The sequence below is a fragment of the Zhenpiania hominis genome (assembly GCF_014333425.1).
Taxonomy (GTDB): Bacteria; Bacillota; Clostridia; order Peptostreptococcales; family Anaerovoracaceae; genus Hominibacterium; species Hominibacterium hominis.
The window spans coordinates 26,549-40,638 of sequence record NZ_JACRYT010000015.1; the positions used below are offsets into that span (position 1 = coordinate 26,549).

Here is a 14,090-nt window from a genome sequence, read left to right on the forward strand (position 1 = left end):
TAGAAAAGAAAGAAGCAGTTGTTTTGTAAGAAACGTTGAGTAATAAGGAGGGCAATATGGCAGAGTATTTTAATGAACCATCCAGGACATTCAGTGAGTATTTGCTGGTTCCGGGGTATTCTTCAAAGGAGTGCAGGGTTGATAACGTGAGTCTTGCGACTCCGGTAGTCAAGTTCAGGAAAGGTGAAGAATCCGCAATCAGTATGAAGATTCCGCTTGTTTCCGCCATCATGCAGGCGGTATCCGATGATAAGCTGGCGGTCGCGCTGGCCAAGGAAGGCGGAATTTCTTTTATATATGCGTCTCAGACCATTGAGAATCAGGCGGCGATGATCCGCAGAGTTAAGAGCCACAAGGCGGGATTTGTGACGAGCGACGCCAATATCCGGCCGGATCAGACCCTGGGCGAACTGCTGGAGCTGAAAAAGCGGACCGGTCATTCGACGACGGCGGTTACCGAGGACGGAACGGCGGAAGGCAAGCTGGTCGGTATTGTGACCAGCAGAGACTACCGGATCAGCCGGATGTCGCTGGAAACAAAGGTAAAAGAGTTCATGACGCCCTTTGAAAAGCTGATTTATGTAAAAGAAGGCGCGACTCTTTCGGAAGCCAATGATGTTCTGTGGGACAACAAACTGAACACGGTTCCGGTAATCGACGATAATCAGAGACTGACGCATTTTGTATTCCGCAAGGACTATGATACCCACAAAGCGTATCCTAACGAGTTGCTGGACGAGCACAAGCGTTATATGGTGGGAGCCGGCGTTAATACCCGGGATTACGCGGAACGGATACCGGCTCTGGTAGAAGCGGGAGCGGACGTGCTCTGCATCGATTCTTCCGAGGGTTTTTCCGAGTGGCAGAAGGATACGCTGGATTTTGTCCGCGAGAAGTACGGAGATTCCGTGAAAATCGGCGCCGGAAATGTTGTGGATCGGGATGGATTCAACTATCTGGCGGAAGCGGGAGCGGACTTCATCAAGATCGGCATCGGCGGCGGTTCCATCTGTATTACAAGAGAGCAGAAGGGAATCGGACGCGGCCAGGCCAGCGCGGTCATCGAGGTAGCGCAGGCCAGAAACGAGTACTATGAGAAAACCGGAATCTACATTCCGATCTGTTCAGACGGCGGAATTGTTTACGATTATCATATGACCCTGGCACTGGCTATGGGAGCGGACTTTATCATGCTGGGAAGATATTTCTCACGGTTTGACGAATCTCCGACCAACAAACTGAATATTAACGGAAATTACGTGAAGGAGTACTGGGGAGAAGGCTCCAACCGCGCCAGGAACTGGCAGCGTTACGACATGGGCGGCGACAGCAAGCTTTCCTTTGAAGAGGGTGTAGACTCCTATGTTCCTTACGCGGGAGCACTGAGCGACAATGTGCGTTACTCCCTGCAGAAGGTGAAATCCACGATGTGCAACTGCGGAGCACTGACGATTCCGGAGCTGCAGAAAAAAGCGAAGATGACGATTGTTTCCGCGACCAGTATCGTGGAGGGCGGAGCACACGATGTCATTTTGAAAGAAACTTCAAACAGCAGTAATATGAGATAAGGAGATTGCGGTATGCAGCATGAAAAGATCATTGTAATGGATTTCGGAGGGCAGTACAATCAGCTGATCGCCCGGCGTGTGCGGGAGTGCAATGTGTACTGTGAGATTTATTCCTATAAACGGGATATTGAGGAAATCAAGGCCATGAATCCGAAGGGAATCATTCTCACTGGAGGTCCCAACAGCGCTTACGAGGCGGATTCGCCAACCTATTCAAAGGAACTGTTCGAGCTGGGAATTCCGGTGCTGGGGATCTGTTACGGCTCCCAGCTGATGATGCACCTTCTGGGCGGACACGTGTGCAAGGCTCCAGTCCGCGAATACGGGAAAATTGAAGTTGCGGTGGATCGTTCTTCGGCGATGTTCGGCGATGTGTCGGAGCAGACGATCTGCTGGATGAGCCATAACGACTATATCGAAAAGGCCGCGCCGGGATTTAAGGTGACGGCTCATACGCCGGACTGTCCGGTAGCGGCGGCGGAGGATCCGGAGCGCGGGTTGTACGCGCTGCAGTTCCATCCGGAGGTGCTCCACACTCAGGAAGGAACCAAGATGCTGTCCAATTTTGTTTATAAGGTTTGCGGCTGCAAGGGCGACTGGCGGATGGATTCTTTTGTGGAAAGTTCGATAGAAGCGATCCGTGCCAAGGTTGGAAACGGAAAGGTGCTGTGCGCCCTTTCCGGCGGCGTGGATTCGTCCGTCGCGGCGGTGCTCCTGTCCAAGGCAGTGGGTCAGCAGTTGACCTGTGTGTTCGTGGATCACGGGCTGCTTCGTAAGAACGAAGGCGACGAGGTGGAAGCGGTGTTCGGCCCTTCCGGTCCGTACAATCTGAATTTTATTCGGGTCAACGCCCAGCAGCGGTTTTATGACAAGCTGGCCGGGGTGACAGAGCCGGAGAAAAAACGCAAGATTATCGGTGAAGAGTTTATCCGGGTTTTCGAAGAGGAAGCGAAGAAAATCGGAGCTGTGGACTTCCTGGTTCAGGGGACGATTTATCCGGACGTAGTGGAAAGCGGAGTCGGCGGCGAGTCGGCGGTGATCAAGTCCCATCATAATGTGGGAGGTCTTCCGGATTATGTGGATTTCAAGGAAATCATCGAGCCTCTGCGGGATCTGTTCAAGGATGAGGTGCGGAAGGCAGGTCTGGAACTGGGCATCCCCGAATATCTCGTTTATCGGCAGCCGTTCCCGGGTCCCGGTCTCGGCATCCGGATTATCGGAGAAGTGACGGCGGAGAAGGTGCGTATCGTGCAGGACGCGGACGCCATTTACAGAGAAGAGATTGCCGCTGCGGGTCTCGACCGGAGCATCGGCCAGTATTTCGCGGCGCTGACCAATATGCGGTCTGTGGGCGTTATGGGTGATGAGCGGACCTACGATTACGCCGTGGCGCTGCGGGCTGTGAATACCGTTGATTTCATGACGGCGGAGGCGGCGGAAATTCCGTATTCCGTGCTCCAGAAGGTGACCAGCCGGATTGTGAATGAGGTGGCTCATGTGAACAGGGTGTTCTATGACTGCACTTCCAAGCCGCCTGGGACGATTGAGTTTGAGTAAAATGAAACGCCGTAAAAAACCAGTGTTCATGCGGGTTTGCGGCGTTCAGGGAAGTCTTTTGATAACAATTTGATAACAGCCATACAAGCGCCATTATTCTTGTAATCCAGTGGTTTATGGATTGCAGAATGATTGACAAGCGGTTGTGTGGCAGAAGAAATCCATATAGACAAGCCCTTAGCTGTGGGTAATCACTCATAGCTAAGGGCTTTTTGTCGTTCTTATAGCTTTATGCGGAGGTCATTTTGATGATAATAGATCAAGAAATTTATTGTATGTACCGTAGTAGTTTTCTACCATTTCTGAAAAAAGTGGGTCTACTTGGCACCCAGAGGGGATTTTCTTTTTCTTTTCAATACCCAAAAATCCTTTTTCGCCAGTTCTCGCCTTAGAATATGAGATTTCAGATACATCAGGAAAATGGTCGGTTTCAATAGTTCCATTTCCGGCTCCATCATTAAGGTAAAAATCGCCACGGACGTTTATGCCATACTTGTTGTTCATATAAACCATTGCTAATTCGTGGGCAATTTGTTCTTTTGAAATCATAATATTACGCCTCTTTATCCAATAGTCCAAACATCAATAACAATGATTGATAACCATAGAGGAATAAAAGAACTAACAAACAAATCCCACTTGAATTTTTTCCACATGAACTTTTCACCTCATATTCTATCCCCATATGGCAAAGCTCTCATGTAATTTTCCATAAAGCCAAAATCTGGTTTATTATCTTTTGCAGGCAACTTTATTACGGTAGAGCGCATACTTTCGAGTACCCATTTTCGCCCATATGAATAACGGTACTTTTCCTGACGGAGCACAGCGCATATAAACAAGGCAATATATTTATTAAAAGCAATGCCGTTTTCCTCTTTGAAATACAGTACATTTACATCATCGGTTGCCCAAAATGGCCTTGGTTGATAAAAGGCCTCTCCAACGGATCCATTGTAACTCAAAGAAATAGTATTGCCATCATGGATAGCAGCCTGTCCAATATAATTCGCCACACCATTGTTGGAATCGATCGCTCCAATATATGGAGTTTCACCATCGGTTTGTTCGTCAGAAGTAAGCCTTTTGCCCTTTTTTACTTCAAACAAATCTCCTACACAAAATTCTTTCCACGATTCAACACCAAGTGTATGTGATCCGTATCCCCCCTGGTTAGCTGTGGTTAACGGTTTATGATTCAACGACTTTATGTACTGCTCCATGAAATCCCAATCTGGATTACCATCAAAATTTTGTGGGAGTTTTATGATAGTATCATTTAGGTGAGTTTTCCATTTGCGACCAAAAGAATACTTTGGCCTTTCTTGAGATAAAATTGTCGCTAGAAATAACCCAACATATCTATTCATATAACGATTGTTATAACATAGCATTAAGTTAACTGTCCCTAAAAAGTCAGATTCCATATAGTTTGCATATCCGACCGAACCTTGCCCATCACAAATAAGAATAACGCAATTGCCTTTACTGGTTAAATCGGGGTTCGATGCACACCAAGACATTACACCGTTATCTTCTTTTTTTGCCCCTAAATAAGGAATATCATTTCCTTCCTCCAATTGATATGCTTGTGATACTTTTCCTGGCTCTATTGTTGTAAAAATTTCTGATAGTTGAAAATACTTCCAAGTTGCAACATTAAGCTTCATAAATATGCCCTTCCTTCACAAGGTAAGCAAGATAATCATTGATCGTCTGTTGAAAATCCCGTTCTGTCAGCTTCGTATAATCCGTTTTCATATAGGCTTCACATAGCCATTCATCATCGCCGTTAACTTTGTGGGTTGCAGAAAGGCCATCTACAGAGCGTCTGTTACGATATAGCTCAATCCATTCACGCTCAATTTCTACCCATTTGCTCTTGCCTGTACCAGTATCAATTTGCTCAACACGACCCAGATTTTTCTTCTTTTTAAACCCATCATCTTTGCAATATCCAAAGAAAGTATCAGGATTGGAAACATCGTTATGTTTTGTGCCGATTTTGAACACCATACAACAGGCAGAAGCACTTGCGCCGGGATAAAAAATTTCATTTGGCAGAGTAAATACGGCATCGAGTGTGTTTTCTTGCAATATTTCACGCTTCAAACGGGCAATTTCTCCGCTTGTTCCGATAGAACAGGCGACAGGAAGTAATACCGCCAGCTTAGCCTGATGGTTGATAGAATTAAGCGTGTCAGCAATGTATTTAACAAAATATAACCCTTTTGAAGGATCTTCCTTTTTATTTTTTGTCCAAGTAGCAACATATTTTTTGGGTAGATGAATACGCTGACCATTATACGGTGGATTCATCAGAATAATATTTGGTTTTGCATCTTTAATCCAATCAGCTAAATCAAAGCAGCTTCCCTGCCTGATATTTGAATTTCCATCCGAGTGAATCAACATGTTTGTAGTAGCGAGCCCGTAGATGTTTTCATCAAATTCAATACCGAATATCTGATGCTTCTTCACATTTTCCTGTTCGGTAGCGGTGGCACAGTCATCTAATGCCTGCGTCATTGCCCGCACTAAAAAAGAGCCGCTACCGCAACAAGGGTCAAGCACAACAGAATGTTTATTCACCCCGGTAATTTTTGCCATAAAATCGGTGATATGATCCGGCGTAAAGGCTTGGTTTCTATCCGACTTGCCAACATACTTATTAAAGGTAACAAAGAACAGGTTAAGCAGATCCTGCCCAGAAGTGCTCTTGTCATTGATAAAAGGGAGAATGTTATCCTCAATAAATTTCAAAATTTCCCTGAAAGCGGCAATACTCAATTGTCGGACATATTGGTCTCCTAAAACATTACGGTTTAATAAAGCAAGTTTCTCCGCCTTATTAATATCCGAATTCAACAATTCTTCAAGAACTTCTTTTATTCTTGTCCTTATTTGTGCAGCCGTTAAAGAAGGGGTTGAATAGTCTAAACCATTTTTCAGAGCAAGCAGGCATGTGCCAACAAACTGACTTCTCAATTTTTCAGGAATACTGTGGCGGTGCAGCATTTCATTGAGCTTATAAGTGTTCTGCATCACCTTCTCTTTATCATTGATTTTGGATGTGTAAAAATCAACATATTCATCCATAGATCGAAGAGCCGTTTCTTTTTGCATAAGATCGCTGTCAGAAACAACACCTCGCCACACTTTTACATTGTCGTTTACAGTATTCGCTAAAATAGCAACTGTCTTATTACCTGTCAATGCTTTTTCATATTCTACATAAGCAGATAATTGCTCTTCATCTGCTTTTGTAAAGTTCTGTTTCGTTTCAATGAGTACCGTAACATTGTCTTTAACAAAACGAATATCCAACTTCTCAAAAGTACGGCCCGCACTATTTCGAATAGGAGTAAATGTCAAGGAGACTACAGAAAAGGCTTTCGGGTAGCTATACTCATCATTTTCAATATTGCTGGTAAGATATTTTCTGCCGATAGTCGAGATCATATCTGCTCTGATCATATAAATTCCTCCTATATCCATTTGCTGTTGGGAGCGGACCAACGCTCGGTAAATGTTTTATTTTCCGCTGCCGCCGTAAACGGCTGTTCAAGAAAATTTCTTATTGTTTTCAGGACAATGCCGTAATCGTCCGTATTGGTATTGATCTTGCGGATAAACGCTTTCCATTTCTTCTGCATAACGGAATCATCGCTAAAGCTCATAACTTGCTCAAATTGCTCAACGGTAAAATGATGTTCACGGTTAGCAAATGTTTTTCTGAGAGCCTCGGAAAGCACTGCTCCGTCAAAATCAAACTTGTTGGCGATGTAATAAAGATCGTAGTAGTCCTTCATTCGGCTGGAGAATTCCATCAGGCTTAAGATGGCATCGAGTTTCTCCGCAACGGTGGTTTCAACAGAGTAGGTATTTACCATTGGCGATTCAAAATCTGAAAGCTGCGTTGGGATTCGGCGCTTTTCCTGTTTCGGAACAATGACATCTCCAACGCCAAAGTCAATGCTAAACGGCGTTCTTGTATTTTTGATATGGGCAACGATAGAGGCACCGATTCCCGCATACTTTTTAGCGACGGAAATAGGAGCAACACCCTTGATCTCAAAGGTTACAAAATCATTGCCGGTAGGAACAGCAATAATATCTTCCAAAATAGATTTTAATTGTTCCGATGTATTCGGTATTTGTCGAAGTAAAAAGTCCACATCCACCGTTACCCGGCTGTCAAAGTTGGTCAAAGAATAAAGAAACAGCCCGCCTTTTAGCACGAGATTTTCAGCATATTTGGATTTTTCCAAACGGCGGAGGAATTCTTCCTGACAAAAAAGCTGCAAGCAGAGTTGATAGCTCCTGCCGCTTTCAGTTGCTTTATTTTTCAGCCGTGCAAGCACGGAAGCAGCAACATCAGCCATTGAGCAGCACCTCCATCACATCCATCAGTTTTTTATAAACCCGCATTTTCTTTGCGTAATTTGAAAGATTGCTCAGGTTCTTCTTTTTATCGGCAGCATAGGCATTGAGCGCCTTATTAAACATTTCGTTGTCCAGCTTTGTGCGGTATTTGAAACAGTCGCAAATGGTGCGCTCCCTATCATAAACAGCAAGTTGCACTCCATTAAAATCCTCGCTTGTTTTTCCGATTTCAAACAAGGTAGGCTGTACAAAATACACCTTTGTCGCCAAAGAATCGATATGCAGTCTTGTCCGTGAAAAGGTACGGGGGACGGCAATTGACCATTGCCGGGGTGAAAAATCACTGTAGCCGTAATAAAACAGCGCCGATTCCACGCATACGATGCTTTCGGGAAGGAGAGTGGCAATCACCTGTTCTTCCTTTATATCTTCCTGAGCGGCGAGCTGGTAATAACCATGTCTGACGCGCTCAAGATAACCCTCTTTGCATAGATTGGCTACATCATAGTTGGTAAGTCCTTCGGCAACAAAATCAGCGGTTTTTGCAATACCGTCGTTGTTATTTACTATGTTTTTAATGGTTTCCTTTTTGTCCACTTGTTCACCAACTTTCAAACCACAGCTTATTGATACTGTGTTCGGAAAATATTATATCATAGAAGTGTCCCAATATCAACAATTTTTAAAACACAGATATAAAATATTGTGAAATTAAAATTTGAAATTTTATTGCAATATAACTTGAAATCTGCTACAATATCTTCGGACGAGATGGTATTGCTCCATGCTAAGAGAGGCAAGTGTTATCAACACCGATAACAAACTGATAACATTAGCCAATATAGGCAGGATAATATGGATATATCGAATAATCAAAAGTCCCACGAATACGACAGAGAATGATCTCTAAGCAAAATTGATTAGGCTTTGTCGAGTTCGAGTAGTTGAAAATTTGACACAGATTATTTTTACATGGCAGGTGATCGATAGGATTGCCTGCCGTATTTTTAATAGCAATCTTTTGTATATTGCTTACGGCAGATTTCTGATATAATGACAGAAGAAACAAGCACAGGGAAGGGGATTGTGTGATACGAACGGCCTGAATTGCCAAAGTTGCAGGGATATATAGAATTGAAAATTATTCCTTTGCGAAGCATCTGCAGCATGAAAAAACGGAAAGTAAGGCGGCGTCTCAAAATGGCTGCATCACCCCGAAATGCCCGAACATTCCTGAAAAGAACGACAGGCAGCCCGCGACAGCCGCATGGTATATACGGATTCAGGGCTTTTGCAAGAAGCTCGTTTCCTTTTTTCATTACAGGGATTGAATAGGAGAAAAGAGGTATTTATGAATCATTTTTTGGAGAAACTTCACAAACAGTTAAGTGAAATGACAGAGACTGAGAAGGACGCCTGGATCCTTTCACAGGCGAAGCTCCTGCCTGAATGCAGACAAGAGGATTTTTATAAGTGTATCTGTGGAACAAAGAAAGTTATGGATATGCCAGAGCGTGACGAGATTATTCAATTTTGCAAAAAGGTCAGAAATGAAGACCGTGCTGTGCTGTATGAGACACATTACGTGGAATTTGATGATTATGGACACTTTCACGATGAGTGGGAACACGATTTCTATGATCCGGAAAACGCCATGGGTTTTCTTTCATCTGTTTTTCAGGGATGCCATGATTTAATTCTCTTAGAAGAGTTTGAGTCCGCGTGTGAAAATCTGGATGAGGTACTTGACCTTCAATTTTTGATCGAGGATCATCCGGATACAGATGACTCCTGTGAGGATATGTGGATGGATCTGGATATGGCGATCCATGAGAGACTACTGGAGGTTAACAGGGACGATTTGCTTCGGGACTACATTGAGGCTTGCAGACAGGCGGTAAAAGACAGGAAAAAGGCGGCGGAAAAGATCGTATCTGCATTAGAAATGACGCTATTTCAGGATTGCAAACCAGAACGCTGGATTACCATCATTACCGATCAGAAACCACTTCTGAACGAAATAAAAAGGAAGCTGGCTGAGGATCTTGGAAGATGTAAGAAGGAATTTGCCGAGAAAAGCAAAAGGGATCAATACTACTTCGGCTCTTACCAGGATAAGGAGCTTATCTCGCATATTGAGACACTGATTAAGTTTTTCAGTGGGCAAGCTTAAATGAGAAGCCCTGAAAAAACGGCCCCCATTGTAAAACGGCCGCAAAATTGTCCATTTCGCGAAAAAAACAGGACTTTGGACACGTTTTTTGTTTTGCTGTATATTTATCCGCTGTATTTTGTTGAATTTCCAGGACTTTTTGCATGATTTTATAAAAAATTCCGGGTTTCAGCGGAAGCTTTCAAAAAAAACGTGTCCAAATTACAAAAAATTTCAAATTGGACAATTTTGGCCTGCTTTATAACACATATGGAGAATATTTAATCGAAAATATAAATACTTATTACATTCGGAATCTGAGCCGGAGAGGCGCTATAAAAAGTAGGTTTCAAAGCAGAATGTGCCGGCATTGGTTCGACAGTTTTATAAACAATCCGGAAAAAACGCAAGTTGTTTCTATTTTTTACTGGGTTCCAGGGGCCAAAAAAGGTTTGGCAGTAGAAATATTGCGCATTTCCCCGAAAAGCAGGGCGCAGACGCTGATATTTATAGAAACAATTCGCCTAAAATGAAACGTGTTGATAAAACTTGACATCTCAGCACTTTGCGCACCGGATGAAAAACGATGCGATATGGTTTGCAGAACGGAACAACAGTCGATATAATAATGATAAAACAAAAACTTAGTCGCTTATAGCTGAAACGATGAGAAACAGGGTGGAAATATGGAAATATCAAAAAAAGATTGGGAACTTTACAGAGAAAGGATCGCGGAATGGCAGGAACGTTATATGGATCGCCTGAATAAAGAATACATCGCGATATTGAGTTCAGGCGCAGGCAATCCATCCGACCGATTCTGGAAGCTTGAAGCGAGAATCAAAAAGGACAGAAAGCATCCGGGTGTAATCATTGAGATACGAAAATCGAGCGCGTTTTTCGATATAGCAGATCTGCTCAGACGGAACGTGATTACCTGTGATGATTTGGCTGGTTTCAGTGATGAGCTTCGGGAAGCTGTTAAAATGATAAACAACCGATAACGAAGCCCGGATTAACGTGAATAGAAGTACAAACGCAGTGCGGCGCGTAAAGGAGTAAAAATGGAAGAACGGAAAATCAACAGAGAGTCAATTTCCTTTATCTTTACGGCAGAGGGATTTTTACCGGATCCATCTGTAAATGAGGGGCAACAGGATTCGCTGAACCAATGGTCAGGCGGCGGAGAAATTCAACAGCTGTACCAGCTGGGACTTTCCGGAACCCAAGGGAAAGCCAGTTTGTCCATGGCCTTTTTATACAAAGTTTCCAGAGCTTTTTTTCAGGAATTAACTGCGCTTCCGGAGTTGGAGCTTGCGAGGGAGGCGGTGAAGGTTCCTCTGACAAAAGAAACCGAAGAGCAGCTGCTTCAGGCAGTCCCCTTTACAGTTGGATCCGAATATATTACAGCCCGGTGGCTGTCGAATCTGTTTGGGAAGCTGCAGCAGACTTTTGCAGCAGAAATTGCGGCGTACGATGGATCGGTGGAAAACTATCTGGCGGAAAAGAGCCAGGCGCTGCATGTTCCGGAACGGGTTTTCTTTCATCTGGTGGAAAATAAGGACGATACATATCCTTTCGCCTTTCTGGCGACTTATGCGACGCGGACAGAGGATGGAAAAGTACAGCATGTACCGCTTCAGTACGCACTGACGGAATACAGAGGAAAACGGGAAAAATTGCTGGAACTGCTGGCTTGTCTCAACCGGGCGGCGGAGGTTTCCCAACTGATTGCGGAATTTGTGGAGAAGGGGGAGTTGTTTCATCCGCTGCGCCTGACGGCAGAAGAAGCTTACACGCTTTTAAAGCAGGTGGAGGAAATTGAGAAAACCGGAATTCTGTGCAGGATTCCCAACTGGTGGAAACGGAGAGCTTCTGCGGTTTCCCTGTCCCTCAGTCTGGGCGATGACAAGCCGTCTATGCTGGGGTTTGACACCCTGATTTCCATGAAACCAAAACTGACAGTGGGCGGCGTTCCCCTTACGGAAGCGGATATCCGCAAGCTGCTGAAGCAGACAGAGGGGCTGGCTTTTCTAAAGGGAAAATGGGTGGAAGTCGATCATGAGAGGCTGAAGAAACTGTTGGAAGAGGTAGAAAGCGGCGGCGGTGAGATGACCCTGATGGAGGCCATCCGCATGGAAAGCGGAATCCAGGAGCGGCAGGCGGATGTGGGGCCGCTTGTTTCCAACGGGAAATGGCTGTCCGGCCTGCTCCAGAGCCTCCGAAATCCGGAAAAAATTCGAAAATCAAAGCCTCCAGCCACCCTTCACGCCGTGCTCAGGCCCTATCAGCTCAATGGATATGTATGGCTGAACTATATGGATCGACTGGGGTTCGGAGCCTGCCTGGCGGATGACATGGGTCTTGGAAAAACCATCCAGGTGCTGGCCTATCTGGAGAAACTCAGACAGAAAAACAGAGGCGGAAGAGCGCTGCTGATCGTTCCGGCTTCCCTTCTGGGAAACTGGCAGAAAGAAGCGGAAAAATTTGTCCCTGCCATGAAGTACCATGTGCTTCACGGAAAACCCGTGCCAGTGCTTGGCGCGCAGCTGGCAGAGGAAACGGCGTTTCTTACGATTACGACCTATGGAATGGCGGCCCGTATCAAAGAACTTGCGGAGCCGCAATGGGACTGTATCATACTGGATGAGGCTCAGGCGATTAAAAACCCGCTGACCAATCAGACAAAAGCCATCAAGAAGCTGAAAGGGCGCATGCGTATAGCGATGACAGGTACTCCCATTGAAAACGATCTGAGCAATCTATGGTCGCTGTTCGATTTTCTGAATAAGGGCCTCCTGGGGACCTCCGGAGAATTCAAAAAATTTAACAAACGTCTGCAGGAACATCCGGAAAACTACGCCCGCCTCAAATCCATGATTGCGCCGTTTATGCTTCGCAGAGTCAAAACGGACAAGCGAATCATCGCGGATCTGCCGGAGAAAATGGAAACGGTGGACTATGTAGAGCTGTCCAGAAAACAGGTGGTTCTCTATCGCAAGGTGGTGGAAGACATGGAACACCGGATTTTGAATTCCGAAGGAATGGAACGGAGAGGCGTTGTGCTGGCGACGATTATGAAGCTAAAGCAGATCTGCAACCATCCGGATCAGTATTTGGGACAGGAGACATTTGCGGCCTCTGACAGCGGAAAATTCGCGGTACTCAGGGAACTGTGCGAGACCATTTACGAAAAAAGGGAGCGAGTACTTGTCTTTACACAGTTTAAAGAAATTACCGAATATCTGGCGGCGTTCCTTCGGGGAATCTTTCATCTGGACGGATACGTACTTCATGGCGGCACGCCGGTAGCTAAAAGAGGAAAAATTGTGGAAGCCTTCCAGGGAGAGGAATATGTGCCCTTTATCGTACTTTCCGTAAAAGCCGGGGGAACGGGTTTGAACCTGACAAAAGCTAATCATGTGATTCATTTTGACCGCTGGTGGAATCCGGCTGTGGAAAATCAGGCCACTGACCGGGCTTTCCGTATCGGACAGACCAAAAATGTAATGGTGCACAAGCTGACCTGTCAGGGAACGATAGAAGAAAAGATCCACGCCGTAATCGAGAGCAAACGGGAGCTGGCGGAAAATGTGATCGGAAGCGGCGGTGAAAAATGGATTACAGAACTGGGAAATGATGAACTGATGAAACTGCTGCGCCTGGAATAAAGAAAGGAAGAACGGTATGAGCAGATACTGGAATACGGGAACCCATTACGGCCAGCCGCCGACGGAGGAACTGAGACAAAAATCAGCGGCAAGCCGAAAAGAGGCAAAGTCAAAAGGAAAAACACTCCATCCGATTGTCATCGAGGGAAGAACCATCGCCAAGAGCTGGTGGGGAAAGGCATGGTGTGACAATTTGGAAAAATACGCGGATTATCAGAGCAGACTGGGACGGGGAAAGCGATACGTCCGGACAGGAGCCGTAATTGATCTGCAGATGCAGAAAGGAAAGATTACGGCCCGTGTTCAGGGAACCAGAAAAACGCCATATAAAACAGAGATTCGGATCAGTCCGCTGACGGAAGAAAAGTGTCAGACCATTCTCAGGCAATGCGGAAGAAAAATGGAAAACCTGGAAGCGCTGCTGGCGGGAAACTTTCCGGAAGATATGAAAGAACTGTTTCAGGGAAAGAACGGACTTTTTCCGGAACCCAGGGAAATCAGCTTTAGTTGCAGTTGTCCGGACTGGGCGCTGATGTGCAAACACGTAGCGGCGGCTCTTTACGGTATCGGAGCCAGGCTGGATGAGGATCCCCTGCTTTTCTTTGAACTGCGGGGAATTGACGCAGGGCGATTTGTAGATGTGGCGTTGGAAAACCGGGTGGAATCCATGCTCGCCAATGCGGATAAAAAAACAGAACGGGTGATAGACGATCTGGACGTGGAAGCCTTATTCGGCGTGTGATAAGAATATAGCCG

General features: G+C 45.4%; 11 protein-coding genes. 6 read left to right on the forward strand and 5 right to left on the reverse strand.

From position 1 onward, the window contains the following. Positions 1 to 56: 56 nt before the first annotated feature. A complete protein-coding gene (locus H9L42_RS12170; RefSeq protein ID WP_187303671.1) occupies positions 57 to 1,568 on the forward strand; it encodes an IMP dehydrogenase in 1,512 nt (503 codons plus the stop codon). A 12-nt stretch (positions 1,569 to 1,580) separates the two neighbouring features. Beyond that, on the forward strand, positions 1,581 to 3,125 hold the full coding sequence (gene guaA, locus H9L42_RS12175; RefSeq protein WP_187303672.1) for a glutamine-hydrolyzing GMP synthase: 1,545 nt from the start codon (positions 1,581 to 1,583) through the stop codon (positions 3,123 to 3,125). A gap of 240 nt (positions 3,126 to 3,365) precedes the next feature. Here the strand turns inward: guaA and H9L42_RS12180 are convergent, their stop codons facing one another. From H9L42_RS12180 to H9L42_RS12200, 5 genes are all read right to left on the reverse strand, one after another. After that, positions 3,366 to 3,674 (reverse strand): hypothetical protein, encoded by a 309-nt coding sequence (locus H9L42_RS12180; protein ID WP_187303673.1) that lies wholly within the window; start codon positions 3,672 to 3,674, stop codon positions 3,366 to 3,368. 119 nt (positions 3,675 to 3,793) lie between these two features. Beyond that, positions 3,794 to 4,795: a restriction endonuclease subunit S gene (locus H9L42_RS12185; RefSeq protein WP_187303674.1), complete on the reverse strand. Its 1,002-nt coding sequence runs from the start codon at positions 4,793 to 4,795 to the stop codon at positions 3,794 to 3,796. Then, the gene (locus tag H9L42_RS12190; protein WP_187303675.1) at positions 4,785 to 6,602 is read right to left on the reverse strand and encodes an HsdM family class I SAM-dependent methyltransferase; all 1,818 of its coding nucleotides are present in this window, start codon (positions 6,600 to 6,602) and stop codon (positions 4,785 to 4,787) included. The genes H9L42_RS12185 and H9L42_RS12190 overlap by 11 nt, the downstream gene beginning before the upstream one ends. Positions 6,603 to 6,613: 11 nt before the next feature. Then, positions 6,614 to 7,510, reverse strand: a complete 897-nt coding sequence (locus H9L42_RS12195; RefSeq protein ID WP_187303676.1) for a nucleotidyl transferase AbiEii/AbiGii toxin family protein — start codon at positions 7,508 to 7,510, stop codon at positions 6,614 to 6,616. Beyond that, entirely contained in the window at positions 7,503 to 8,108 is a 606-nt protein-coding gene (locus H9L42_RS12200; protein ID WP_187303677.1) for a type IV toxin-antitoxin system AbiEi family antitoxin domain-containing protein, read from the reverse strand. Before H9L42_RS12200 ends, H9L42_RS12195 begins: the two co-directional genes overlap by 8 nt. 754 nt (positions 8,109 to 8,862) lie before the next feature. Here H9L42_RS12200 and H9L42_RS12205 point away from each other — a divergent pair. From H9L42_RS12205 to H9L42_RS12220, 4 genes are all read left to right on the forward strand, one after another. Then, positions 8,863 to 9,684, forward strand: coding sequence for a hypothetical protein (locus H9L42_RS12205; RefSeq protein ID WP_187303678.1), 822 nt, complete (start codon positions 8,863 to 8,865; stop codon positions 9,682 to 9,684). A gap of 665 nt (positions 9,685 to 10,349) precedes the next feature. Continuing rightward, on the forward strand, positions 10,350 to 10,667 hold the full coding sequence (locus H9L42_RS12210) for a hypothetical protein (protein WP_187303679.1): 318 nt from the start codon (positions 10,350 to 10,352) through the stop codon (positions 10,665 to 10,667). A gap of 60 nt (positions 10,668 to 10,727) precedes the next feature. Next, positions 10,728 to 13,334 (forward strand): DEAD/DEAH box helicase, encoded by a 2,607-nt coding sequence (locus tag H9L42_RS12215; protein ID WP_187303680.1) that lies wholly within the window; start codon positions 10,728 to 10,730, stop codon positions 13,332 to 13,334. A 16-nt stretch (positions 13,335 to 13,350) separates the two neighbouring features. After that, on the forward strand, positions 13,351 to 14,076 hold the full coding sequence (locus H9L42_RS12220) for an SWIM zinc finger family protein (protein WP_187303681.1): 726 nt from the start codon (positions 13,351 to 13,353) through the stop codon (positions 14,074 to 14,076). The last annotated feature ends 14 nt before the right edge of the window (positions 14,077 to 14,090 follow it).